The 25,297-nt window shown below is 66.5% G+C and carries 21 protein-coding genes and 3 tRNA genes; 21 read left to right on the forward strand and 3 right to left on the reverse strand.

Translation table 11 applies throughout. The annotated features are described in order from the left end of the window. The first annotated feature begins 4 nt into the window (after positions 1-4). The 12 genes from truA to ACNFIA_RS22060 all read left to right on the forward strand — a co-directional run bounded on the left by truA (position 5) and on the right by ACNFIA_RS22060 (position 9,535). On the forward strand, positions 5-862 hold the full coding sequence (gene truA, locus ACNFIA_RS22005; protein ID WP_416788633.1) for a tRNA pseudouridine(38-40) synthase TruA: 858 nt from the start codon (positions 5-7) through the stop codon (positions 860-862). Between the two features lie 57 nt (positions 863-919). Continuing rightward, entirely contained in the window at positions 920-1,543 is a 624-nt protein-coding gene (locus tag ACNFIA_RS22010; RefSeq protein WP_259756275.1) for a phosphoribosylanthranilate isomerase, read from the forward strand. A 263-nt stretch (positions 1,544-1,806) separates the two neighbouring features. Next, complete coding sequence (accD, locus tag ACNFIA_RS22015) at positions 1,807-2,682, forward strand: acetyl-CoA carboxylase, carboxyltransferase subunit beta (RefSeq protein ID WP_017520379.1); 876 nt, start codon at positions 1,807-1,809, stop codon at positions 2,680-2,682. Continuing rightward, positions 2,679-3,959, forward strand: a complete 1,281-nt coding sequence (gene folC, locus ACNFIA_RS22020) for a bifunctional tetrahydrofolate synthase/dihydrofolate synthase (RefSeq protein ID WP_416788636.1) — start codon at positions 2,679-2,681, stop codon at positions 3,957-3,959. Before accD ends, folC begins: the two co-directional genes overlap by 4 nt. 47 nt (positions 3,960-4,006) lie before the next feature. Further along, complete coding sequence (locus ACNFIA_RS22025) at positions 4,007-4,681, forward strand: SPOR domain-containing protein (protein ID WP_416788639.1); 675 nt, start codon at positions 4,007-4,009, stop codon at positions 4,679-4,681. Between the two features lie 104 nt (positions 4,682-4,785). Continuing rightward, entirely contained in the window at positions 4,786-5,328 is a 543-nt protein-coding gene (locus ACNFIA_RS22030; protein ID WP_259756268.1) for a CvpA family protein, read from the forward strand. 105 nt (positions 5,329-5,433) lie between these two features. Continuing rightward, positions 5,434-6,939 (forward strand): amidophosphoribosyltransferase, encoded by a 1,506-nt coding sequence (purF, locus tag ACNFIA_RS22035; RefSeq protein ID WP_259756267.1) that lies wholly within the window; start codon positions 5,434-5,436, stop codon positions 6,937-6,939. A gap of 11 nt (positions 6,940-6,950) precedes the next feature. After that, positions 6,951-8,162, forward strand: coding sequence for an O-succinylhomoserine sulfhydrylase (locus tag ACNFIA_RS22040; RefSeq protein WP_416788642.1), 1,212 nt, complete (start codon positions 6,951-6,953; stop codon positions 8,160-8,162). A gap of 5 nt (positions 8,163-8,167) precedes the next feature. Then, positions 8,168-8,926 carry an SDR family oxidoreductase gene (locus tag ACNFIA_RS22045; protein ID WP_416788716.1) on the forward strand — a complete coding sequence of 253 codons (759 nt, stop codon included), beginning with the start codon at positions 8,168-8,170 and terminating at the stop codon, positions 8,924-8,926. A 268-nt stretch (positions 8,927-9,194) separates the two neighbouring features. Next, positions 9,195-9,270: transfer RNA gene (locus ACNFIA_RS22050), tRNA-Val, on the forward strand. Positions 9,271-9,285: 15 nt separating this feature from the next. Then, positions 9,286-9,362 (forward strand) — tRNA-Asp (locus ACNFIA_RS22055). Between the two features lie 96 nt (positions 9,363-9,458). Next, positions 9,459-9,535: transfer RNA gene (locus ACNFIA_RS22060), tRNA-Asp, on the forward strand. Positions 9,536-9,787: 252 nt separating this feature from the next. Here ACNFIA_RS22060 and ACNFIA_RS22065 read toward each other — a convergent pair. After that, a complete protein-coding gene (locus ACNFIA_RS22065) occupies positions 9,788-10,825 on the reverse strand; it encodes an AraC family transcriptional regulator (RefSeq protein ID WP_416788645.1) in 1,038 nt (345 codons plus the stop codon). Then, a complete protein-coding gene (locus tag ACNFIA_RS22070) occupies positions 10,822-11,940 on the reverse strand; it encodes a carbon-nitrogen hydrolase family protein (RefSeq protein WP_416788648.1) in 1,119 nt (372 codons plus the stop codon). Before ACNFIA_RS22070 ends, ACNFIA_RS22065 begins: the two co-directional genes overlap by 4 nt. 216 nt (positions 11,941-12,156) lie before the next feature. Here ACNFIA_RS22070 and ACNFIA_RS22075 point away from each other — a divergent pair, with 216 nt between their 5' ends. From ACNFIA_RS22075 to ACNFIA_RS22085, 3 genes are all read left to right on the forward strand, one after another. Further along, the gene (locus ACNFIA_RS22075) at positions 12,157-14,190 is read left to right on the forward strand and encodes an FAD-dependent oxidoreductase (RefSeq protein WP_416788650.1); all 2,034 of its coding nucleotides are present in this window, start codon (positions 12,157-12,159) and stop codon (positions 14,188-14,190) included. 308 nt (positions 14,191-14,498) lie between these two features. Then, a complete protein-coding gene (locus ACNFIA_RS22080) occupies positions 14,499-15,959 on the forward strand; it encodes a chromosome partitioning protein ParA (RefSeq protein WP_416788653.1) in 1,461 nt (486 codons plus the stop codon). Between the two features lie 10 nt (positions 15,960-15,969). Beyond that, positions 15,970-16,914 (forward strand): 1-aminocyclopropane-1-carboxylate deaminase/D-cysteine desulfhydrase, encoded by a 945-nt coding sequence (locus tag ACNFIA_RS22085; protein WP_416788656.1) that lies wholly within the window; start codon positions 15,970-15,972, stop codon positions 16,912-16,914. On the opposite strand, the gene ACNFIA_RS22090 is transcribed toward ACNFIA_RS22085, so the two are convergent. Next, positions 16,902-17,840, reverse strand: coding sequence for a DUF1853 family protein (locus ACNFIA_RS22090; RefSeq protein ID WP_416788659.1), 939 nt, complete (start codon positions 17,838-17,840; stop codon positions 16,902-16,904). The genes ACNFIA_RS22085 and ACNFIA_RS22090 overlap by 13 nt on opposite strands. Positions 17,841-17,953: 113 nt before the next feature. Here ACNFIA_RS22090 and ACNFIA_RS22095 point away from each other — a divergent pair, with 113 nt between their 5' ends. The 6 genes from ACNFIA_RS22095 to pepN all read left to right on the forward strand — a co-directional run bounded on the left by ACNFIA_RS22095 (position 17,954) and on the right by pepN (position 24,913). Further along, the gene (locus tag ACNFIA_RS22095; RefSeq protein WP_017519352.1) at positions 17,954-18,841 is read left to right on the forward strand and encodes an NAD(+) kinase; all 888 of its coding nucleotides are present in this window, start codon (positions 17,954-17,956) and stop codon (positions 18,839-18,841) included. Then, the gene (locus tag ACNFIA_RS22100; RefSeq protein ID WP_259756256.1) at positions 18,841-19,821 is read left to right on the forward strand and encodes a metallophosphoesterase; all 981 of its coding nucleotides are present in this window, start codon (positions 18,841-18,843) and stop codon (positions 19,819-19,821) included. Before ACNFIA_RS22095 ends, ACNFIA_RS22100 begins: the two co-directional genes overlap by 1 nt. After that, on the forward strand, positions 19,818-20,684 hold the full coding sequence (locus ACNFIA_RS22105) for a rhomboid family intramembrane serine protease (protein WP_259756255.1): 867 nt from the start codon (positions 19,818-19,820) through the stop codon (positions 20,682-20,684). Before ACNFIA_RS22100 ends, ACNFIA_RS22105 begins: the two co-directional genes overlap by 4 nt. 178 nt (positions 20,685-20,862) lie before the next feature. Next, positions 20,863-21,123, forward strand: a complete 261-nt coding sequence (locus ACNFIA_RS22110) for a YeaC family protein (protein WP_259756253.1) — start codon at positions 20,863-20,865, stop codon at positions 21,121-21,123. Continuing rightward, positions 21,123-21,950, forward strand: coding sequence for a DUF2797 domain-containing protein (locus ACNFIA_RS22115; protein WP_416788663.1), 828 nt, complete (start codon positions 21,123-21,125; stop codon positions 21,948-21,950). Before ACNFIA_RS22110 ends, ACNFIA_RS22115 begins: the two co-directional genes overlap by 1 nt. Positions 21,951-22,255: 305 nt before the next feature. Continuing rightward, positions 22,256-24,913, forward strand: coding sequence for an aminopeptidase N (pepN, locus tag ACNFIA_RS22120; protein ID WP_416788665.1), 2,658 nt, complete (start codon positions 22,256-22,258; stop codon positions 24,911-24,913). Positions 24,914-25,297: the final 384 nt, after the last annotated feature.

Genomic DNA, 25,297 nt, shown 5'->3' on the forward strand with positions numbered 1-25,297 from the left:
ATAGATGATTGAAGCAGTACCCTCAGCGGCGGCCGAATCGGCCGCCGTTGGCGTTTCCAGGATTGCCCTGGGCGTCGAATACAAAGGCGCGCGTTATCGCGGCTGGCAACGCCAGGAAGACGGCGTGCCGTCCGTGCAGGCGGCGCTGGAAAAAGCCCTGTCGAAAGTGGCGGACGAGCCGGTCTCGCTGATGTGCGCCGGGCGCACCGATGCGGCCGTGCATGCCAGCGGCCAGGTTGTGCATTTCGATACCGCGGTCGAGCGCCCGCTCAAGGCCTGGATCATGGGCAGCAATGCCAATCTGCCGGGCGATATCAGCGTGACCTGGGCCAAGGTGATGCCGGCGCACTTCCATGCCCGCTTCAGCGCCATGGCGCGGCGCTACCGCTACGTGATCTACAACGATCCGATCCGCCCGGCGCACCAGGCCGAGGAGGTCACCTGGAACCACCGGCCGCTGGACGTCTCGCGCATGCGCGAGGCGGCGAGGGCCCTGGTCGGCACCCACGATTTCACGTCATTCCGCGCCGTGCAGTGCCAGGCCAAGTCGCCGGTGAAGACGGTGCACCACCTGGAGGTGATCGAGCACGGTCGCTTCATCGTGCTGGATATCCGCGCCAACGCGTTCCTGCACCACATGGTGCGCAATTTCGCCGGCGTGCTGATGACCATCGGCGCCGGCGAGCGGCCGGTGGAGTGGGCGGCAGAGGTGCTGGCGGCGCGCGACCGGCGTGTCGGCGGCGTGACCGCGCATCCCTATGGCCTGTACCTGGTGCGGGTGGAATACCCGGAGGAATTCGTGTTGCCCGAGCGTTACCTGGGGCCACATTTCCTTTCAAGTTTGCCGGATATCGTTGGCTGACGATGCCAGGGGCATTTGCTACCATCGATCGATCACTTGCCTGAAGGTTGTCGCATCTTGTCCGCCGTTCGCATCAAAATCTGCGGTATTACCCGCGTCGAGGATGCCCTGGCCGCCGCCGAGGCGGGGGCCGACGCCATCGGCCTGGTGTTCTACGCCAAGAGCCCGCGCGCGGTCAGCATCCAGCAGGCGCGGGCGATCGTCGCCGCACTGCCTCCCTTCGTCAGCACCGTCGGCCTGTTCGTCGACGCCAGCCGCTGCGAACTGGGGGAAATCCTCGATGCGGTGCCGCTGGATGTCCTGCAATTCCATGGCGACGAGACGCCCGAGGCCTGCTCCGGCTGGCACAAGCGCTACCTGAAGGCGCTGCGGGTGAAGCCCGGCGACGACGTGGCGGCGCAGATTGCGAAGTATCCGCAGGCCAGCGGCTTCCTCCTCGACACCTATGTCGAAGGCGTGCCGGGCGGAACCGGGCTGGCCTTCGACTGGTCCCTGGTGCCCAGGGATGTGCAGCGCCCGTTGATCCTGGCCGGCGGCCTGACGGCCGCCAACGTGGCGGATGCCATCACCCAGGTGCGGCCCTACGCCGTGGACGTCAGCGGCGGAGTGGAGGCGAGCAAGGGCATCAAGGATGCGCAGAAGATCCGTGATTTCATCGCGCAATGTCGTTCGGTGGCCTGACGCGGAATCTTCATGTGACGACGAGCGGCCCGCCGCCGTCCACTACCCAATCGCTACCCGCGGGTAGCGCTGGGCGTCATCGCAGCAGGCTGTCCATGGCCTGCCCGCCGGTGGCCCGCATCGAGAGCTGTATCCGTGGCGACGCCCCAGGCGGCGCCTTTGTTTGCGAGGGGTTCCGGCCTTGAAGTCGGAACCGCGACGATGAATTTGCTCAGAGGCACGCGCAACCCATCGCGCCGCGCCCCTGCACTGGAGACGAGAGCATGAGCAACTGGCTGGTAGACAAGCTGATCCCTTCCATCATGCGTTCCGAGGCGAAGAAGAGCTCGGTACCGGAAGGCCTGTGGCACAAGTGCCCGTCCTGCGAAGCGGTGCTGTACCGCCCCGAGCTGGAAAAGACCCTCGACGTCTGCCCCAAGTGCGATCACCACATGCGTATCGGCGCGCGTGCGCGCATCGATATCTTCCTCGATGAGGAAGGCCGCGAGGAGCTGGGCGCCGAGCTGGAACCGGTGGACCGCCTGAAGTTCCGCGACAGCAAGAAGTACAAGGACCGCCTGACCGCCGCGCAGAAGGATACTGGCGAGAAGGACGCGCTGATCTCCATGAGCGGCAAGCTGATGGGCCTGCCGGTCGTGGTCAGCGCCTTCGAATTCTCCTTCATGGGCGGCTCCATGGGCTCCATCGTCGGCGAGCGCTTCGTGCGCGCGGCCAACTACGCCCTGGAAAACCGTTGCCCGATGATCTGCTTCTCCGCCTCGGGTGGCGCGCGCATGCAGGAAGCGCTGATCTCCCTGATGCAGATGGCCAAGACCTCCGCCGCGCTGGCTCGCCTGCGCGAAGAAGGTATTCCGTTCATCTCCGTGCTGACCGACCCGGTCTACGGCGGCGTGTCCGCGAGCCTGGCGATGCTCGGCGACGTGATCGTCGGCGAGCCGCGCGCCCTGATCGGCTTCGCCGGCCCGCGGGTGATCGAGCAGACCGTGCGCGAGAAGCTGCCCGAAGGCTTCCAGCGCAGCGAATTCCTGCTGGAGCACGGCGCCATCGATATGATCGTGCATCGTTCCGAAATGCGTGAGCGTCTGGCCAAGCTGCTCGCCAAGTTCACCCACACTCCAAGTACCGCGCTCGCAGGATGACCCAACGTACCCTTGCCGACTGGCTCAGCTATCTCGAACAACTCCACCCCACGGCAATCGACATGGGGCTGGACCGCTCCAGTGAAGTGGCTGGCCGGCTTGGCCTGGGGCGCCCCGCGCCCCGTGTGGTGACCGTTACCGGCACCAACGGCAAGGGTTCCACCTGCGCCTTCCTCGCCGCCCTGCTGGGCGAGCAGGGCCAGCGCGTCGGCGTGTACAGCTCGCCGCACCTGCTGCGTTACAACGAGCGCGTGCTCATCGATGGCGCCGAAGCCAGCGACGCTGCGCTCTGCGAAGCCTTCGCCGCCGTCGAGGCGGCCAGGGGTGAAATCTCCCTCACCTATTTCGAGATGGGCACCCTCGCGGCCTTCTGGCTGTTCGAGCGTGCCAGGCTGGACGCCGTGGTGCTGGAAGTCGGCCTGGGCGGTCGGCTGGATGCGGTCAACCTGATCGATTCCGACATCGCCGTGGTCACCAGTATCGGGATCGACCACGCCGACTGGCTGGGCGACACGCGGGAAAGCGTGGCCTTCGAGAAGGCCGGCATCTTCCGCGCGGGCAAGCCGGCCGTCTGTGGTGACCTGGAGCCGCCGGCACCGATCCTGGAGCAGGCGCGTGCGCTGGGTTCGCCGCTGGCCCTGCGCGGTCGCGACTTCGACCTGGCGCTGGGCGAGGGCGACTGGCACTGGCGCGGTCGCTCCGCCACGGGCGAAGCGCTGAGCCTGCACAATCTTCCGCTGCTCGAGCTGCCGATGGAGAACGCAGCGCTGGCCTTGCAGGTCTATGCCTTGCTGGACCTGCCGTGGCAGCCCGCGCAACTGGTCGCCGCGCTGCAGCGCACCCGCGTCACCGGGCGCCTGGACCGGCGCACCGTGCAGTGGCATGGCGAAGAGCGCCACTTGCTGCTCGACGTCGGGCATAATCCGCACGCGGCGCAGTATCTCGCCGGCCGCCTGCGCGCGGCGCCGCCCAAGGGTGTGCGCCACGCGGTGTTCGGCCTGCTGGCGGACAAGGATCTCGACGGCGTACTGGAACCCGTGCTCGGCTTGGTGCAGGATTGGGCCGTCGCGCCGCTGCCCACCGGCCGCAGCCGTCCCGCCGCAGAGCTGGCGGCGGCGTTGCAGGCTCGCGGGGCTCGGGTCGGTTGCCATGGCGATATCGCCGCGGCGCTGGCGGCGCAGTGCGATGCAGCAAGCGCCGACGACGAGATTCTGGTGTTTGGTTCGTTCTACAGCGTGGCGGATGCCCTGGAGTGGCTCGCCAAGGCTGCTCAATAAGCGGCTCGATGAGCTGCTCAATAAGTGGACCTGAGGGGAGTGGTTGCATGGCGTTGCTCGATAAGGGGCTCAAGCAGCGGGTAGTCGGAGCGCTGGTGCTGCTGGCACTGGCGGTGATCTTCCTGCCGATGCTGTTCTCCCGCGAGGATGATGTACGCCAGGTGGTGGTCGAGGCTCCGGTGATGCCCAAGCCGCCGGCCATGCCCACCGTCGAAGTGCAACCGACCGAAGTCCCCGAGCCGCAGGCCGAGGACGCCGACAACGCCGTGCCGCCGGCCGAGGCACCTGCTGCGCAAGCGCCTTCCGCGCCGATTGCCAGTCTGCCGACCCAGCAGGCGCAGCCGACCCCGCCGAAGACGCCGGCCGCGCAACCGGCCGCTCCCAAGCCAGCCGCTCCGGTGCAGCAGCCTGCCCAGACCCAGGCCAGCGCCACTCCGGCCGCTGCCGCGCAACAGCCGGCGCAGCGCCTGGACAGCAACAACCTGCCGGTGAGCTGGTCGGTGCAATTGGCCAGCCTGTCCAATCGCGCCCGCGCCGACGAGCTGCAGAAGTCCCTGCGCAGCCAGGGCTACAACGCCTATGTGCGCAGCTTCGACGGTATGAACCGGGTGTTCGTCGGCCCGGTGGTCGAGCGCGCCGAGGCGGACCGCCTGCGCGACCAACTGGGCAAGCAGCAGAAGCTCAATGGTTTCGTCGTGCGTTTCCAGCCTGAGCGGGGCTGAGCCCGTTCGTTAGCTTTTCTCAATCGGCCCCATGACAAACTGGGGCTCTTCTAAATCGAAGGCCTCTGCTAAAATGCGGGGCCTTTCCGTTTCTGGGCCGCAACGTGGCATTTACCTGGGTCGATTGGACGATGATCGGCATCATCGTCATTTCCAGCCTGATCAGCTTGAGCCGTGGTTTCGTCAAAGAAGCCCTGTCGCTGGTCACCTGGATCGTAGCCGGCGCGGTCGCCTGGATGTTCGGCGGCGCCCTGGCCGAGCATCTCGCACCCTACATTCAGCTGCCCTCGGGGCGTGTCATCGCCGCGTGCGCCCTGTTGTTCGTCGTCACGCTGCTGTTGGGTGCGCTGGTCAACTTCCTTATCAGCGAGCTGGTGCGGGTAACCGGCATGTCCGGTACCGACCGTGTGCTCGGCATGGTCTTCGGCGGCGCTCGTGGCGTGCTGCTGGTGGTGCTGCTGGTCGGCCTGCTGAGCCTGGCGCCGGTGCAACAGGACCCGTGGTGGCAGCAATCGGTGCTGATGCCGCATTTCCTGATGGTCGCCGACTGGTCGAAGAATTTCATCCTGACGTTTGCCGGGCAGTGGATGTCCGGCGTGACCATCACTCCGCCATCCGGAGTGGGGTCGATGCTGCCGGCCCAGTGACGGGCGGGCGGAGGCGACGGGTAGCCGTCGCCGCTATGGCAGGTCCGGTGGATACTGCCAACTACGGAATTGTTTTAGCCTGAAACCAACTAGGGGTTGCGTCGCATGTGTGGCATCGTCGGTATCGTGGGCAAGTCGAACGTCAATCAGGCGCTCTATGACGCGCTCACCGTTCTCCAGCATCGTGGCCAGGACGCTGCGGGGATTGTCACCTGTCAGGACGACCGTCTGTACCTGCGCAAGGACAACGGCCTGGTCCGTGATGTCTTCCAGCAGCGCCACATGCAGCGCCTGGTCGGCAAGATCGGCATCGGCCACGTGCGCTACCCCACCGCGGGCAGCTCCAGCTCGGCCGAAGCGCAGCCGTTCTACGTCAACTCGCCCTACGGCATCACCCTGGCGCACAACGGTAACCTGACCAACGTCGAGCAGTTGGCCAAGGAAATCTACGAATCCGACCTGCGCCACGTGAACACCAACTCCGACTCGGAGGTGCTGCTCAACGTATTCGCCCATGAGCTGGCGGTGCGCAACAAGCTGCAGCCCACCGAGGAAGACGTGTTCGCCGCGGTGGCAGGCGTGCATGCCCGCTGCGTCGGCGGTTACGCCGTGGTGGCAATGATCACCGGCTACGGCATCGTCGGCTTCCGTGATCCCCACGCGATCCGCCCGATCGTCTTCGGCCAGCGTCACACCGAGAACGGCGTGGAATACATGATCGCCTCTGAAAGCGTGGCCCTGGACGTCCTCGGCTTCACCCTGATCCGCGACCTGGCGCCGGGCGAAGCGGTGTACATCACCGAAGAAGGCAAGCTGTTCACCCGCCAGTGCGCGGCCAACCCGCAGTACTCGCCGTGCATCTTCGAGCACGTCTACCTGGCCCGCCCGGACTCCATCATCGACGGCATCTCGGTCTACAAGGCGCGCCTGCGCATGGGCGAGAAGCTGGCCGACAAGATCCTGCGCGAACGTCCGGACCACGATATCGACGTGGTCATCCCGATCCCGGACACCAGCCGCACCGCCGCGCTGGAGCTGGCCAACCGCCTGGGCGTGAAGTTCCGCGAAGGCTTCGTGAAGAACCGCTACATCGGCCGTACCTTCATCATGCCCGGCCAGGCCGCGCGCAAGAAATCGGTGCGCCAGAAGCTCAACGCCATCGAGTTGGAATTCCGCGGCAAGAACGTGATGCTGGTGGACGACTCCATCGTCCGCGGCACCACCTGCAAGCAGATCATCCAGATGGCCCGCGAGGCCGGCGCGAAGAACGTCTACTTCTGCTCCGCCGCCCCCGCGGTGCGCTACCCCAACGTCTACGGCATCGACATGCCGAGCGCCCACGAGCTGATCGCGCACAACCGCAGCACCGAGGAAGTCGGCGAGCTGATCGGCGCCGACTGGCTGGTATATCAGGACCTGCAGGACCTGATCGAATCCACCGAGGGCGGCAAGATCAAGATCGACCACTTCGACTGCGCCGTGTTCAACGGTGAGTACGTCACCGGCGACGTCGACGAAGCCTATCTGAACAAGATCGACCAGGCGCGCAACGACGCCACCAAGACCAAGGGTGCCGCGGTCAGCGCCATCATCGATCTCTATAACGACTAAGGAGAGCAGGCATGGCTCAGGATTGGGAAGCCGGCCGGCTGGACAGCGACCTGGAGGGTGTCGGCTTCGACACCCTCGCAGTGCGCGCCGGGCAGCGCCGCACCCCGGAGGCGGAACACGGCGAAGGCCTGTTCACCACCTCCAGCTACGTGTTCCGCAGCGCCGCCGATGCGGCCGCACGTTTCGCCGGTGAAGTGCCGGGCAACGTCTACTCGCGCTACACCAACCCCACGGTGCGCACCTTCGAGGAGCGCATCGCCGCGCTGGAAGGCGCCGAGCAGGCGGTGGCGACGTCCACCGGCATGTCGGCGATCCTCTCCCTGGTGATGAGCCTGTGCAGCGCCGGCGACCACGTGCTGGTGTCGCGCAGCGTGTTCGGCTCGACCATCAGCCTGTTCGAGAAGTACTTCAAACGCTTCGGCATCGAAGTGGACTACCCGCCGCTGAGCGACCTGAAAGCCTGGGAAGCGGCCTGCAAGCCGAACACCAAGCTGTTCTTCGTCGAATCGCCGTCCAACCCGCTGGCCGAGCTGGTGGACATCGCCGCGCTGGCCGAGATCGCCCATGCCAAGGGCGCGCTGCTGGCGGTGGACAACTGCTTCTGCACCCCGGCGCTGCAGCAGCCGCTGAAACTGGGCGCGGACGTGGTCATCCACTCGGCGACCAAGTACATCGACGGCCAGGGCCGTACCATGGGCGGCGTGGTTGCCGGTCGCCGCGTGCACATGGAGCCGGTCGTCGGCTTCCTGCGTACCGCCGGCCCGACCCTGAGCCCGTTCAACGCCTGGATCTTCATCAAAGGCCTGGAAACCCTGCGCGTGCGCATGCAGGCCCACAGTGCCTCGGCGCAACGGGTTGCCGAGTGGCTGGAGCAACAGCCCGGTGTGGAGCGCGTGTATTACGCGGGCCTGACCAGTCACCCGCAGCACGAGCTTGCCAAGCGCCAGCAGAAGGGCTTCGGCGCCGTAGTGAGCTTCGAGGTGAAGGGCGACAAGGCTGCCGCCTGGCGCTGCATCGACGCCACCCGGATGATCTCCATCACCACCAACCTGGGTGATACCAAGACCACCATCGCTCACCCGGCGACCACCTCCCATGGTCGTCTGTCGCCGGCCGAGCGCGAGAACGCGGGTATCCGTGACAACCTGATCCGCGTTGCCGTGGGCCTGGAAGATGTCGATGACATCCAGGCTGACCTGGCGCGAGGCCTGGCTGCGCTGTGAGTGTGATGGAAGCCCTGGGCAACGGCCGGGTGGTGCTGGTCACCGGTGCAGCGCATGGCATCGGCCTGGGCGTCGCCGCCTGGCTGGTCGCCGAGGGCTGGCAGGTGGTGCTGGCGGATATCGACCGCGAGCGTGGCCCGAAAGTCGCGGCAGCACTGGGCGAGCGCGCCAGCTTCATCGCACTGGACGTAGCCAACGAAGGGCAGGTGGCCGCGGCCGTGGCCGAGCTGATCGGCCAGTTCGGTCGCCTCGATGCGCTGGTGAGCAACGCCGCCATCGCCCGGCCGCACAATACGCCGCTGGAAGGCCTCGGCCTGAACGAGTGGAACCGCACCCTGGCGGTGAACCTCACCGGCCCGATGCTGCTGGCCAAGCACTGTGCGCCGTACCTGCGCGCGCACAGTGGTGCCATCGTCAACATCGCGTCCACCCGCGCGCACCAGTCCGAGCCGAATTCCGAAGCCTACGCGGCAAGCAAGGGTGGGCTGCTGTCCTTGACCCATGCCCTGGCCAGCAGCCTGGGCCCGGAGATTCGCGTCAATGCGATTTCCCCCGGCTGGATCGACGCCCGCGACCTGCGCGAGCGCGAGGCCGCGCCGCTGACCGAACTGGACCATGACCAGCACCTGGTCGGCCGCGTCGGTACGGTGGAGGACATCGCCTCGGCGGTGGCCTGGCTGATCGGCGACAGCGCCGGCTTCGTCACGGCCCAGGAGCTGGTGATCGACGGCGGCATGACGCGCAAGATGATCTACCTCGACTGACCGTCGAGCGTGGAAGAGGAGGGCGGCCCGAGGGTCGCCCTTTTTCTTTTGGCGGCTGACGTCGGCGTTGGGCTGTTCGCGAGCAAGCTCGCTCCTACAGGTACGGCGGTGCCGCTCTGCTGTAGGAGCGAGCTTGCTCGCGAACCCCTGCCCAGAATCGAGGCCTCAACTGCACGCCGAACTTTTTTTGCGGAAAATGAAAAAAAATTCAATCAGGGCATTGACTTAGGTTCTGCCGGCTGTAGAATGCGCCCCACTTCGAGACGAAGGGTGATTAGCTCAGCCGGGAGAGCATCTGCCTTACAAGCAGAGGGTCGGCGGTTCGATCCCGTCATCACCCACCACTCTCGCAGTTACGCGCAGCGGTAGTTCAGTCGGTTAGAATACCGGCCTGTCACGCCGGGGGTCGCGGGTTCGAGTCCCGTCCGCTGCGCCATTTCCCCCTCCTTGGTTCCTACCCCGAACCGGCTTGTCGAGTGATTCACTCCAGGCGCCAGGAGGTTGCTGTACCGGACGAAAGTCCAACCGACACGCAGCGGTAGTTCAGTCGGTTAGAATACCGGCCTGTCACGCCGGGGGTCGCGGGTTCGAGTCCCGTCCGCTGCGCCATATTCGAAAGCCCTCAGGTAGCGATACCTGAGGGCTTTTTCGTTTCCGCCCGAAAAATCCTACTGCTGCGCTGTAAGACGCTGTCACAGCCCGTTAACCTTTGCCGTCTAGCTTTTTCCCCATGGTCTTTGCTAAAACCCGATCAAACGGTCAGGAGAAAAGCCAATGGACGACTATCAGGAAGAACTGCTGGAACAACATGCCGTGGAACAGGATCTGCCGGAGCCGGCTGACGACGCCACGGAGATGTGATCAGGCGCTGTGGCGCTGGGCGCGGCGGAATTCCCCGGGAGTCTGCCCGCTCCAGCGCTTGAAGGCGCGCTGGAAGGCCTCCGCGGAGGCGAAACCGAGCAGGTAGGCGATCTCGCCGAAGGCCAGGTCCGTGTCGCGGATGTAGATCATCGCCAGGTCGCGGCGGGTATCGTTGAGGATGCTGCGGAACTGCGTACCTTCCTCGGCCAGCTTGCGCCGCAGTGTCCAGGTCGGCAGCTTTAGCCGCGCGGCCACTTCCTCCAGGTCCGGTTCGCGGCCGTTGAGCATCGGGCCCAGCAATTGAGCGACGCGCTCGCGCAGGCTGCGTGTGCGGGTCAGCTGCTCCAGTTCCTTCTCGCAGATATCCAGCAATTGCCGCCAGGTACTCGGGCAGTGGTCCGGGTTGGCGCGCGCCAGCGCTGCCTGGTCCAGGCGCAGCTGGTTGTGCTGCGCAGCGAACTCCACCGGGCATCCGAGCAGTTCTTCGAAGCGCGAGGCCCAGGCGGGCGCCGGGTACTCGATCTCGATCTTCTCCGGGCGCAGCGGCTGCGCGCCGATGCTGCCGAGCATGCTGACCCATCCAGCCAGGACCGAGTCCACCACGAAGCGGTTATAGGCGTTGTACGGGCTGATGGAATAGAAGCGCAGCCAGGCGCCGCCGGCATCCTCGATGAAGCTGCTCTGGCCGCGGTAGTTCTGTGCGTACAGCGGCTCGAAGCGAATCAGCGCTCGGGCGGCGGCGCGCAGGTTGGGCGCCTGTGCGGCGGTGACGCCGGCCAGACCGCTCTGGCTCGGCCGGCTCAAACGGCCCATGCGCAGGCCCAGGGCTGGGTCTCCACTCTGCTGGATGGCCGCGTGGCCCAGGCGCATGTAGCGGGGGATCGACAGGCGCGCGCCGGGTTCGCCCAGGCGCGCCGCGTCCAGGCCGTATTGTTCCAGCAGCGGCTGCGGGGCGACGCCGCTTTCCGCCAGCGCGTCGGCGAGGCTGTGAACGAAGCCCACCGAGAGGTCGCCCAGGCGCATCGTCGCGCGGGTCATAGCCAGAGGTTGATCAGGCGCGCGCCGGGGCCGTCGGGCGCCAGGGTATGGCCGTCGCCGTCGACGACCAGGCTGCGGCCGTCGCTGCCCAGGTCCCAGAGGTGCCCCCGCAGGAAGACGGTGATACCGGCATGGGCGCCGCTTGCCTTGAGCCGGCCAGCCAGGGCCAGGCGCTCCCAGGCTTCGCCTTCGGAGAGCGCGCCGGGCTTGAGGCTGACGTCGCCGGGCGTGGCGCCGCCGTTGTAGCCCTTCCACGGCTTGCTCCAGCTGCCGTTGCCCGTGAGGAAGGCAGGCACCGCAATGATGTCGGGCTTGTTCGATGCCAGCACGCTGTAGCTCGCCGGGTACCAGCTGTCGGCGCAGACCAGCACGCCCAGGCGGCCGGCCGGGGTCTGCAGCACTTGCAGATCGTCGGCATCGCCGCCGCGGGTGAAGCCTTGCTCCGCATCGATGGGGAACAGCTTGCGCTGCGGCTTGCCCAGCGGCAGGCCATCGCTGCCGAAGACCTGGGTGACGTTGTAGAGCCGGCCATTGCCGGTGCGGATCTGCCCCTCGACGATGCGCGGGTTGGGCAGCACGATGGAGCCGGCGACGATGGTCACGCCGAACTCCTTTGCCAGGGAGCCGAACAGCGTCTGGTAGTCGTGGGCCATGTCCACCGCCTTCATGCGGAACAGGGCGTCGGCCATGCGATCCTCGCCCTTGGCGCCCAGCCAGCCGCGCGCCAGTTTCAGCGGGTTGCTGGCAGCCATCCATTCCATGGCCTCGGTGAGGTGTTCGGTCTGATAGACCTCGGGCTTCTCGCCCGCGGCCACCAGCCAGGTGCCGATGTGCTCGGGGAATACCACCACGGTGCGCGGGTTGATCAGCCCCTCGTCGCGGGCCTTGGCCAGGTAGGCGTGGAACTTCAGGCGCAGGCGCTCGACGCTCTGGTAGTCCTGAGTGAACAGCTCCGGCTGCACGCCCAGCAGGTTGCCGCGCTCGGCCGGCTGGCCCTGGTTGAGCACGACCTGGCTGCGCAGGTCGGACAGGTAGTGGCCCACCGGGCGGCGCTCCGCCCAACCGGCATAGCCGGCGAAGAGGATCACCAGGACGAGGAAGATCAGCTTGCGCATAAAGGACGGGTACTCATGGAATGCACCACAGGGTAGGGGTTGGGCCGGGCGTTGCCAAGCTGGGGTGTCATCTTGGGTCAGTAACTTGTCATTTTCGATCATTGAGCGGCGAGGGTGCGCTCCTTAGAGTCTGCCCCATACCGACCGCGCCCCATGCCCCGCCGTTCCGCGAGCGCAGGCTGAGGGCGCGGCATCATCGTGAATGCCGGAGGAATCATGACCGCCACTTACCCGCACCTGCTCGCACCGCTGGACCTGGGCTTCACCACCCTGCGCAACCGCACCCTGATGGGCTCCATGCACACTGGCCTCGAGGAAAAACCGCAGGGCTTCGAGCGCATGGCGGCGTACTTCGCCGAGCGCGCCCGTGGTGGCGTCGGCCTGATGGTCACCGGCGGCATCGGCCCGAACGAGGAAGGTGGTGTGTATGCCGGCGCGGCCAAGCTGAGCACCGCCGAGGAAGCCGAGAAGCACAAGATCGTCACCCAGGCGGTGCACGAGGCGGGCGGGAAGATCTGCATGCAGATCCTCCACGCCGGCCGCTATGCCTACAGCCCCAAGTCCGTCGCACCCAGCGCCATCCAGGCGCCGATCAACCCGTTCAGGCCGCGCGAGCTGGATGAAGAGGGCATCGAGAAGCAGATCGCCGACTTCGTCAATTGCTCCAGCCTGGCCCAGGTCGCCGGCTACGACGGCGTCGAGATCATGGGTTCCGAAGGCTACTTCATCAACCAGTTCCTGGTTGCCCACACCAACCACCGCACCGACCGCTGGGGTGGCAGCTACGAGAACCGCATGCGCCTGCCGGTGGAAATCGTCCGCCGCGTGCGCGAGGCCGTGGGCCCGAACTTCATCATCATCTATCGCCTGTCGATGCTCGACCTGGTGGAAGGCGGCAGCACCTGGGACGAGATCGTCCTGCTGGCCAAGGCCATCGAAAAGGCCGGCGCGACGCTGATCAACACCGGCATCGGCTGGCACGAGGCGCGTATCCCGACCATCGCCACCAAGGTGCCGCGCGCGGCCTTCACCAAGGTCACCGCCAAGCTGCGCGGCGAGATCGGTATTCCGCTGATCACCACCAACCGCATCAACACCCCGGAAGTCGCCGAGCAGGTTCTGGCCGAAGGCGACGCCGACATGGTGTCGATGGCCCGCCCGTTCCTCGCCGACCCGGACTTCGTCAACAAGGCCGCCGAAGGCCGCGCCGACGAGATCAACACCTGCATCGGCTGCAACCAGGCCTGCCTGGACCACACCTTCGGCGGCAAGCTGACCAGCTGCCTGGTGAACCCGCGCGCCTGCCACGAGACCGAGCTGAACTACATCCCGACCACCCACGTGAAGAAGATCGCCGTGGTCGGCGCGGGCCCCGCCGGCCTGTCCGCTGCCACCGTGGCGGCCGAGCGCGGCCATGACGTCACCCTGTTCGACGCGGCCGGCGAGATCGGCGGGCAGTTCAACGTCGCCAAGCGCGTACCGGGCAAGGAAGAGTTCTACGAGACCCTGCGCTACTTCAAGCGCAAGCTGGAGACCACCGGCGTCGACCTGCGTCTGAACACCCGCGTCAGCGTCGACGACCTGGTCAAGGGCGGCTTCGACGAAATAATCCTGGCCACCGGCATCGTGCCGCGCACGCCGGCCATCCCCGGGATCGAGAACGCCAAGGTGATCAGCTACCTGGACGCCATCCTCGAACGCAAGCCGGTCGGCCAGCGCGCGGCGGTGATCGGCGCCGGCGGCATCGGTTTCGATGTGTCCGAGTACATCACCCATGCCGGTGAATCCACCAGCCTGGATCGCCATGCCTTCTGGCAGGAGTGGGGCATCGACGAGAAGTTGGAGGCCCGTGGCGGCATCGCCGGCATCCAGGCGCACCCGCACGCCGCGGCACGCCAGGTGTTCCTGTTGCAGCGCAAGAAGTCCAAGGTCGGCGACGGCCTGGGCAAGACCACCGGCTGGATCCACCGCACCGGCCTGAAGAACAAGCAGGTGCAGATGCTCAACAGTGTCGAGTACCTCAAGGTCGACAATGATGGCCTGCACATCAGCATCGCCGGCGGCGAGCCGCAGGTGCTGCCGGTGGATACGGTGATCGTCTGCGCCGGCCAGGAGCCGCTGCGCGAGCTGCACGACGGCCTGGTGGCGGCCGGCCAGCGCGTCCACCTGATCGGCGGCGCCGACGTGGCGGCCGAGCTGGACGCCAAGCGCGCCATCAACCAGGGCTCGCGCCTCGCCGCCGAGCTGTGACGTGATGCGGCCCATGGCCGGCCCAGCTTCGCGCTGCGTCGGCTGAGGGCTGGATCACAAATCCGGGCCCGGAAAAGTTCCCTTCCGGGCCCGGATATCCTTTCGAAAATCCAACCGCGTCACAGAATTATCCAGCCAGTTAACCGCCCGGCACCACTGCCGGATCGGGTGCCAACCGAGTCACATTGCCTGCGACATTAATTCCCCTAGACTTGCTCGGATGTCGGGATTTTCCCGCCGTCTGGGTGCTGCATTTCTGACAGACCCTTTTCTCAGACTTCCTCCCGCACTAGCCCAGAGGTCAATCGATGAGCATGCAGAAGAAGCCTCAAATGGTGGAAGCCGTGGTCTTCTTCAATGACCGTGGCGTCTGCAGGGAAATGCTCTATCCCGAATTCGAGGCGCTGCTCGACAACGTCGTGCAGATGCCGGAATACGCCGATCAGCAGATGCAACTCGCCTACGTGCTGATCAACCCGCGCCTGCTGGTCAAGGCGGTGGTGTTTTTCTACCTGGATTTCGACGAAAAGGGCGAGGCCGACCGCGGCTGGAACCTGCCGCTGCGCAACCTCGCCGACCGCGCCGGGCGCGGCCCCGACATGGGCGCCGGGCCGATCCGCCTGGCATGCCGCAGCCAGTGCCCGGTGTCCTGGCACCAGATGCACCTGTGGGACCCGACCCTGGAGGCCGGGCAGAATCACCTGGTGCAGCTGCGTGAGGCGATCAAGCGCAACAACCTGGGCGTGCTGGTGGAAGAGGAACCGGCCGCCGTGGAACCGGCGCGCCTGCAGATGGCCGACGAGCACCAGTGGTATGCCCCCACCGATGAGTCCCGCGAGGAGGCCGAGAAGCTGGCCCGCGCGCTGCTCGAGGAGCATCAGCAGAAGACTGCCGAACTGCTCGGCCAGCACGAGAGCCGCCTGTCGCAGATCAGCCAGCAGCACGAGCAGGAGCTCAACCGCCTGAAGCTTGGCGCGCAGGAGCAGGTCAAGGTCCTGCAGGCCGAACTCGCTGCGCTGCGCGAGGGCCTGAAGCGCGAGGAAACGATCAACGCCGGCCTGCGTCGAGAGCTGGACGGCCAGGCCAATGGCTTCCAGCGCGGTCGCGAGGAGCTGACCGCGCAGCTGCGGCACATCGAACAGAGCGGGCGCGACGAGCTGGAGCAACTGCGCCAGCAGATCGAGGAAGAGGCCCGCACCCGCATGGCCAGCCTGGAGGCGCGCTACAAGGAGCAGATCGCCGTCCGTGACGTCGAGCTGGGCTACCGCAACGAGCTGGACCAGCAACTCCAGCAGGAAAACCAGCAACTGCGCCAGGAGGCCGCGCAATTGCGCGAGGAAACCGCGCAGCTGCGCCAACTGGCTGCGCAACTGCAGCAGAGCGCCGAAGGTTTGCGCCTGGAACTGGATGCCCTGGCCGCCAAGGCAGCCGACGGCTCGGTGCTGGAGCGCCTGGCCGGGCTGGGAGTGATCTTCGTGGTGTACCATCCCGGCGCCGGTCATCTGACCCTGTCGCTGCAGGATGTCGCCCGTTACCAGGAAAACCCCATGGCCTTCGCTGCCGCCAAGTGCTTCGTCGCCGAAGACCAGTACCGCAGCTGGCTCGCCCACTACCAGCAACCCGCCTGCGAAGGACGCCTGTCCAACGGCGAGCGCTGCGCCATGCCCATCGACCGGGTGGAAACCCCCGGCCGCTTCGTCGAGGGCGACAGCAACTGCTGCTCCCGGCACAAGACCGCCGGCCGACTGCGCAGCGTCACCACCGGCTGACCGGGGCGCCTTGCAGTTTCCCGACTGGCGCCCCGACGCACCGCTGCACCGCCTTCACCTGGAATGGCTCGACCGCGCCGGCGTCGAGCTGGCGCTGTTGCGCCTGGACCAGGTGGATGCGCTCGTTTCGGGCAACAAGTGGTTCAAGCTCGCGCCCTACCTCCAGCAGGCCGCCGACCTGGGCCTGAGCGGGGTGATGACCCTGGGTGGTGCCCATTCCAATCACCTTCACGCGGTGGCGGCTGCCGGCGCGCGGTTCGGCTTCGAAACCGTCGGCTTGCTGCGCGGGGACGAACAGGACAACCCCACGATCCGCGACCTGCGTCAGTTCGGTATGCACCTCCACTGGCTCGGCTATGGCGGCTATCGCCGGCGTCATGACGCCGATTACTGGGAGCCCTGGCGCGCGCGCTATCCGCACCTGCTGGCGGTCGGCGAGGGCGGCGGCGGGTTGCCCGGCGCGCGGGGCTGCTCGTCGTTGGTGGCGCAGGTTCGCCAGCGGCTCGGCGATCTCGGCTGGGGCGATTACCAGCAGCTCTGGGTCGCCTGCGGCACCGGCACGACCCTGGCCGGCCTGGTGCTGGGCGAGCGCGGTGCGCATCCGGTGATCGGCGCCCTGGCGGTGCCGCCCGGGCACGGCGTCGACACCCAGGTGCCTGAGCTGTTGCACGAAGCCGGTGTCGCCGACGCCGGTTATCGCCTGATCGACGCCAGCCGTGGCGGCTTCGCCAGGGTCGACGCGACGCTGGCGCGTTTCATCCTCGCCACCGAGGCCTCGGGCGGCGTGCCGCTGGAGCCGTTGTACACCGGCAAGCTATTGCTCGCGCTGCACGATGAAGTCGCCGCCGGGCGCCTGGCGCGCGGTACGCGCATTGTCGCGATCCACAGCGGCGGCTTGCAGGGGCGTCGGGCCTTGGATGAACAGCTCAAGGCGATGGCGGCTCAGCGCGAATAGCCGCTGTGTACCCGCGGCCAGCGGTCACCTACCAGGAACAGGCGCTCCTGCTCGCGCCAGCGCCCCGCGTGGAACGCCATTCGTACCAGCATCTGCGGGAAGCCGTCTTCGGGCAGTTGCGCCAGCCAGGTGGCGAAACGTTCCGCGCTCCAGCTGTCGTCTTCGGCGGCGGGAGACAGCCAGCCCTTGCGTGACAGGACCTGCCAGCCCTGCGGCTGCAGTGCCTGGTAGGCCGGCCAGGCGCGTCGGTGCAGCCAGCGGCCACGCTGGTGGTTGTCGCTGGCGCCGGCGGGCGGTGGGCAGGCGGTGGGCCAGGCGTAAAAGAGGTAGCCGCCCAGCCAGAGGCCGGGTGAGGGCAGCGCCGCGCTGTGCTCGCGCACCACGGCGAGGCCTTCGGCGGTGGAGGAGAGCGGCAACTGGTGCTGGTAGAAATGTTCGATCTTGCGTAGTAGATGGTCCTCGGCGCCGGGGCCGAGCCAGGAGTCGGGGCCGTCCTCGCTGGGGCCGAGGTAGAGCTTGATGGCCAGTTCCAGGTGATGCAGCCCGTCGTCGTCCTCCAGCAGCAGGTCCAGTTCGCCCAGGGTCTGGCCCTTGTCGCGCACCGGCAGGTTGGCCGCCAGCAGGCGCAGGTCCGGTGCGCGCTGCAGGGCGTATTGCCAGAGGCGCTCGTAATAGCGGCCCAGGCGCTGGTGGGGGGCGGATTCGAGCTCGGCGAGCAACTCGCCGGGCGAGTGCTCCTGAGCGCGCAGCCAGTCGGCCAGCAGCGACGGCTGCGCGTACCAGCGACTGGCGGTCAGCGGATGGCGCAGCGCGGGGCTCCCAGGTTGCAGCAGGGGCGGGGAGAGCAGCGTCCAGGCAAGGTCGCGAACCTGCGGCTGGCGCAGGTCGATCAGCAGTTCATCGAGCAGGGCGGTGAAGTCGGTCATGGGTGAATCCTAGCCGGTGCCCGGCGGTTGCGGTGACGCTGCGGTTTGCCGCTGCTTCGGCCTTTCGCCCATAATTCCGACATTCGAGCACCCGCAACGCCGTCCGGAGTCCCATGGAACCCTTTCGCAATATCGGCATCATCGGCCGCCTGGGCAGTACCCAGGTCCTGGAAACCATCCGTCGGCTGAAGAAATTCCTCACCGAGCGCCACCTGCACGTCATCCTCGAGGACACCATCGCCGAGGTCCTGCCGGGCCATGGCCTGCAGACCTGTTCGCGAAAGATCATGGGCGAGATCTGCGACCTGGTGATCGTGGTCGGCGGCGACGGCAGCATGCTCGGCGCGGCCCGCGCGCTGGCGCGGCACAAGGTGCCGGTGCTGGGGATCAACCGCGGCAGCCTGGGCTTCCTGACCGACATCCGCCCCGACGAGCTGGAGACGAAAGTCGCCGAAGTGCTCGGTGGCCAGTACATCGTCGAGAGCCGCTTCCTGCTCGATGCGCTGGTACGCCGCCACGGCGAATCCATCGGCCAGGGTGACGCGCTGAACGATGTGGTGCTGCACCCCGGCAAGTCCACGCGGATGATCGAGTTCGAGCTGTACATCGATGGCCAGTTCGTCTGCAGCCAGAAGGCCGACGGCCTTATCGTCGCCACCCCGACCGGCTCCACCGCCTACGCGCTGTCCGCCGGCGGACCGATCATGCATCCCAAGCTGGACGCCATCGTGGTGGTGCCGATGTACCCGCACATGCTGTCGAGCCGGCCCATCGTGGTCGACGGCAACAGCGAGCTGAAGATCGTCGTCTCGCCGAACATGCAGATCTACCCGCAGGTGTCCTGCGACGGCCAGAACCACTTCACCTGCGCGCCGGGCGATACCGTCACGGTGAGCAAGAAGCCGCAGAAGCTGCGCCTGATCCACCCCATCGACCACAACTACTATGAGGTCTGCCGGACCAAGCTGGGCTGGGGCAGCCGCCTCGGGAGCAGCGAGTGATGGAACTCGACCCCGCACGCGGCTATGACCTGATCGGCGACATCCACGGCTGCGCGCACACCCTCGACCACCTGCTGGAACGCCTGGGCTATCGCTCCCAGGGCGGGGTGTGGCGGCATCCGCGGCGCCAGGCGCTGTTCCTGGGCGACATCATCGACCGTGGCCCGCGCATCCGCGAGGCGTTGCACCGCGTGCACGACATGGTCGCCGCCGGTGAGGCGCTGTGCATCATGGGCAACCATGAGTTCAACGCCCTCGGCTGGTCGACGCCTGCCGCGCCGGGCAGCGGCCGCCAGTACGTGCGCGAGCACACGCCGCGCCACGCCCGGCTGATCAAGGAGACGCTGGATCAGTTCGAAGGCCACCCGGCGGACTGGCGCGACTTCCTTGGCTGGTTCCAGGAGTTGCCGCTGTTCATCGATGCCGGGCACTTCCGCATGGTCCACGCCTGCTGGGACCACGACGTGATCGATGCGCTGCGTCGGCAGTTCCCCGACGGTCGCATCGACGAAGGCTTCCTCAAGGCCACCGCCGAGCCGGGCAGCTTTGCCCAGCAAGCCTGCGACCGCCTGTTACGCGGCACCGACATGCGTCTGCCCAACGGGCTGACCCTGACCGGCAGCGACGGCTTTACCCGCGCCTTCTTCCGCACCAAGTTCTGGGAAGAGGACCGCGCGCCGGAGACCTACGGCGATATCGTGTTCCAGCCCGACGCGTTGCCCGACGAAGTGGCCAGCGAACGCCTGAGCGACGAGCAGAAGTCGCGGCTGCTGACCTACGGCGCCGACGAGCCGCTGCTGTTTGTCGGCCATTACTGGCGCCGCGGCACCCCGGCGCCGATCCGCCCGAACCTCGCCTGCCTGGACTACAGCGCGGTGATGTACGGCAAGCTCGTGGCCTATCGGCTGGACGATGAAACGCGGTTGGACCGCAACAAGTTCGTGTGGGTGGATGTGAAGCGTCCGGAGGGCGACGAGTGAGCGCGATCGAAGCGATGCGGCTGCCGGCGGCGGTGGACCTGGGGCAGTTCGTCACCCTGTTGCAGCGGCTGAACGTGCCTTTCCGGGTCAGCGAGGAATCGGGCGAGCAGGTGCTCTGGGTGCCCAGCGCGCAATTGGCGGAGCAGGTCCGTACGCTCTACGAGCGTTATCCGCAGGGCGATCCGCAGTTCACCCTGCAGGCCGAGCCGCAGCGCCGGGGGCCGGGCTTCGTCCAGCAGTTGAAGATGAGCCGCATGACCGCGGCGGTGCTGCTGGTGACCTTCGTGGTGGCCGCCATCACCCTGCTTGGTACGTCGCCGGAGACGCTGCGCTGGTTCACCTTCCAGAATTTCCAGCTGGTCGGTGAGGACCGCGCGCTGTTCCAGCCGTTGTCCGATTCGCTGGCGCAGGGGCAGTGGTGGCGGTTGTTCACGCCGATGCTGATCCACTTCGGCTGGCTGCACCTGGCGATGAACGCCATGTGGTACTGGGAACTGGGCCGGCGCATCGAGTACCGCCAGGGCGCCTGGATGCTGCTGGGGCTGAGCCTGGGCTTCGGCCTGGTGTCGAACCTGGTGCAGTACAGCTGGAGCGGGCCGAGCCTGTTCGGCGGCCTGTCCGGCGTGCTCTACGGCTTGCTGGGCCACTGCTGGATCTTCCAGCGCATGGCGCCGACCCCGGCCTACCACCTGCCCAAGGGCGTGGTGGGGATGATGCTGATCTGGCTGCTGGTGTGCCTGTCGGGCGTGATCGACCTGCTCGGCTTCGGCTCCATCGCCAACGGCGCCCATGTCGGCGGGCTGGTGGCGGGTTGCCTGAGCGGCCTGGTCGGCGGGTGGCTGGCGCGGCGTCGCGTGGCCTGAACCCGTAGGAGCGAGCTTGCTCGCGAACCGCCCAGCGCCGCAGCGTACGGCGAGCTTGTTCGCGAGCAAGCTCGCTCCTACAGGGAGGCGGCTGTGCAACCGATTGACCGCCGTTCGTGCGCGCCGGGCGTTCGCCCGGTAGAATGCGGGCTTCGTTTTCCCCAGCAGGAGCCGGCCCATGTCGTCCTTCGCCGAAATGATCCAGAACATCACCCCCGAAATCTACGAGAGCCTCAAGCTGGCCGTGGAAATCGGCAAGTGGCCCGACGGCCGCAAGCTGTCCCAGGAGCAGAAGGAACTGTCGCTGCAGGCCATGATCGCCTGGGAGATCGACAACCTCCCCGAGGACCAGCGCACCGGCTACATGGGCCCGCAGGAGTGCCAGTCCCACGCCGAGCCGATCCCGAACATCCTCTTCTCCTCCAATTCGCTGCACTGATGCAGGAACTTGGACGCGGCGCCCTGGACAAGATGTCGGCGCGCCTTGAAAGCCCCGTGCAATACGCCTTCCGCCTGGGTGATACGCAGGTGCCGGTCAACCCGCTGATCGGCAAGACGGTGCGCCTGGAATACCTGGGCTCGATCTTCTGCAGCCACTGCGGGCGGCAGACGAAAAAGAGCTTCGCCCAGGGCTACTGCTACCCGTGCTTCACCAAGCTGGCGCAATGCGACAGCTGCATCATGAGCCCGGAGAAGTGCCACTTCGAGGAAGGCTCCTGCCGCGAGCCGGAGTGGGGCGAGCGCTTCTGCATGACCGATCACGTGGTGTACCTGGCCAACTCCTCGGGGGCGAAGGTGGGGATTACCCGCGCCACCCAGGTGCCGACCCGCTGGATCGACCAGGGCGCGCGCCAGGCGCTGCCGATCATACGCGTGGCGACCCGCCAGCAGTCCGGCTTCGTCGAGGACTTGCTGCGCAGCCAGGTTGCCGACCGCACCAACTGGCGCGCGCTGCTCAAGGGCGAGGCCGAGCCCCTGGACCTGGTGGCGCTGCGCGAGCAGATCTTCGACGCCTGCGCCGAGGGCATCGTCGCCCTGCAGCAGCGCTTCGGCCTGCAGGCGATCCAGCCGGTGATCGACATGGACCCCATCGAGATCAGCTATCCGGTGGAGGCCTACCTGGCCAAGATCACCAGCTTCGATCTGGACAAGACGCCGGTGGTCGAGGGTACCTTGCAGGGTATCAAGGGCCAGTACCTGATCTTCGATACCGGTGTGATCAACGTGCGCAAGTTTACTGCGTACCAGCTTGCCATCAGCGCCTGAGAACCTGTTTACGATCTGCTGCGCGTCGGCCGTAGGACGTTGAAAAGCGCCCTCAGATGCTCATTTACAGCACGTAAACTCCGCTCTTCGGGCACTTTTCGCCTACTACGGCTTTCTAGCTCGCAAGATCGTAAGCAGGTTCTATCGACGCGGCATTGAATTTCCGGCCCAGGGCTCGCATCTAGAGAAGGACGCATCCACGGATAGATGCGTCCTGCGACTCGCCCGCGCCGTTCCCAATCGCTAGAGTCAGTATTCCTCCGGCCGGCCCATCCTGCCTGCCGCCTTCCAAGGGGCCAAAAGCCATGCGTACCGAGCAACCGAAAGTCATCTACCTCAAGGATTATCAGGCGCCCGAGTACCTGATCGACGAGACCAACCTGACCTTCGAGCTGTACGAGGACCACACCCTGGTCCACGCCCAGCTGGTGATGCGCCGCAACCCCGAGCGCGGCGACGGCCTGCCGCCGCTGGTGCTCGACGGCCAGCAGCTGGAGCTGCTGTCGGTGGCCCTGGATGACCAGGCCCTCGAAGCCGGCCAGTACCAGCTCGATGAGAACCACCTGACCCTGCAGCCGACCGCGAACACCTTCACCGTCGACAGCACGGTGCGCATCCACCCGGAAAGCAACACCGCGCTGGAAGGCCTGTACAAGTCCGGCAAGATGTTCTGCACCCAGTGCGAGGCCGAAGGCTTCCGCAAGATCACCTATTACCTCGACCGTCCGGACGTGATGAGCAGCTTCACCACCACGCTTTCGGCCGAGCAGCACAAGTACCCGGTGCTGCTGTCCAACGGCAACCCGGTGGCCAGCGGTTCGGAAGAGGGCGGGCGCCACTGGGCGACCTGGCAGGACCCGTTCAAGAAGCCGGCCTACCTGTTCGCCCTGGTCGCCGGTGATCTCTGGTGCGTGGAAGACCAGTTCACCACCATGAGCGAGCGCGACGTCACCCTGCGCATCTATGTCGAGCCGGAAAACATCGACAAGGTCCAGCACGCCATGGACAGCCTGAAGAACTCCATGCGCTGGGACGAGAAGGTCTACGGCCGCGAGTACGACCTGGACATCTTCATGATCGTCGCGGTAAACGACTTCAACATGGGCGCCATGGAAAACAAGGGCCTCAACATCTTCAATTCCAGCTGCGTGCTGGCCAAGGCAGAGACCGCGACCGACGCCGCGCACCAGCGGGTCGAAGGCGTGGTGGCCCACGAGTACTTCCACAACTGGTCGGGCAACCGCGTGACCTGTCGCGACTGGTTCCAGCTGTCGCTCAAGGAAGGCTTCACCGTGTTCCGCGACAGCGAGTTTTCCGCCGACATGAACTCGCGCACCGTCAAGCGCGTCGAGGACGTGGCCTTCCTGCGCACCAACCAGTTCGCCGAGGACGCCGGCCCCATGGCGCACCCGGTGCGCCCGGATTCCTTCATCGAGATTTCCAACTTCTACACCCTGACCGTCTACGAGAAGGGTTCGGAAGTGGTCCGCATGATCCACACCCTGCTGGGCGCCGACGGTTTCCGCAAGGGCACCGACCTGTACTTCGAGCGCCACGACGGCCAGGCCGTGACCTGCGACGATTTCGTCAAGGCCATGGAAGACGCCAACGGCGTCGACCTCACTCAGTTCAAGCGCTGGTACAGCCAATCCGGCACCCCGCGCCTGGCGGTGGAGGAGCGCTTCGACGCCGCCGCGCAGAGCTACACCCTGACCTTCCGCCAGAGCTGCCCGGCCACCCCGGGGCAGAGCGAGAAGCTGCCCTTCGTCATCCCGGTGCAGATGGGCCTGATCGACAAGCTGGGCAACGCCCTGCCGCTGCGCCTGCAGGGCGAAGAGCACGCACACGGCAGCGACCGCGTGCTGCAGGTCACCGAGGCGGAGCAGTCGTTCACCTTCGTCGGCCTGGCCGAGAAGCCGCTGCCCTCGCTGCTGCGCGGTTTCTCCGCGCCGGTGAAGCTGAGCTTCCCGTATGACCGCGACCAGCTGATGTTCCTCATGCAGCACGACGAGGATGGCTTCAACCGCTGGGAAGCCGGCCAGCAGCTGTCCGTGCAGGTCCTCCAGGAGCTGATCGGCCAGCACCAGCGCGGCGAGAAGCTGGTGCTCGACGAGCGCCTGATCACCGCCTTCCGCACCCTGCTGCTGGACACCGGGCTGGACCAGGCCATGGTCGCCGAGATGCTCTCGCTGCCCAGCGAGGCGTACCTCACCGAGATCAGCGACGTGGCGGATGTCGAGGCCATCCACGCCGCCCGCGAATTCGCCCGCCAGCAGATCGGCGCGGCGCTGCACGAGCAGCTGTGGGCGCGTTACCAGGCCAACCGCAAGCAATCCCGCGAAACCGCCTACGTTGCCGAAGCCACTCACATTGCGCGCCGCAGCCTGCAGAACATCGCGCTGTCCTACCTGATGCAGAGCGGCAAGGCCGAGGTGCTCGCGGCCTGCCAGGAGCAGTACAAGGATTGCGACAACATGACCGAGCGCCTGACCGCGCTGGCCGTGCTGGTCAATTCCTCGTTCGAGAAGGAGAAGGCCGAGGCGCTGGCGATGTTCGCCGACTACTTCAAGGACGACCCGCTGGTGATGGACCAGTGGTTTAGCGTCCAGGCCGGCTGCACCCTGCCGGGCGGGCTGGAGCGGGTGCAGGCGCTGATGAGCCACCCGGCCTTCACGCTGAAGAACCCGAACAAGATCCGCGCGCTGATCGGCGCCTTCGCCAACCAGAACGCAGTGAACTTCCACCGCGCCGATGGCGCCGGCTACCGCTTCCTGGCCGACCAGATCATCACCCTCAACGCGCTCAACCCGCAGATCGCTTCGCGCCTGCTGACGCCGCTGACCCGCTGGCGCAAGTACGCGCCGGCGCGCCAGGCGCTGATGAAGGCCGAGCTGGAACGCATCCTGGCGTCCGGCGAGCTGTCCAGCGATGTATACGAAGTGGTCAGCAAGAGCCTCGCCTAACGCACCCGCCGCGCCTCGTCCCCGGGGCGACTGCCACTATCGAAAAGGTGTTACCAGCGCTGACTGGTAACACCTTTTTGTTACCTATCGAAATTGATCGACGTCTCGCTTATCGCTTTGCGCTATTGAGCAGAAATGCCCGATGTGTCTACGCCGGGCCTTCAGGGGCGGATTGCGCCAACCGGGTGGGCAAATGGCGCAATCGGTCACTTGATTTGGTCAGTGAACGACCAGTCACAAAAAGTAGCGCACCATTTCTTTATTTTTTGTAAGCAGATTCGGATACAGCCCTGCTCTTGGCACTGGGGTTGCACCGCCGGACCCGCTTTGCCTTTGCCCGTCCGATGGGGCGGGAGGCGTGTCGAGCACCTTTGGGGGAGTTTC

This window comes from Pseudomonas sp. NY15437 (assembly GCF_048068435.1).
In the GTDB taxonomy this organism is placed as follows: domain Bacteria; phylum Pseudomonadota; class Gammaproteobacteria; order Pseudomonadales; family Pseudomonadaceae; genus Pseudomonas; species Pseudomonas nitroreducens_B.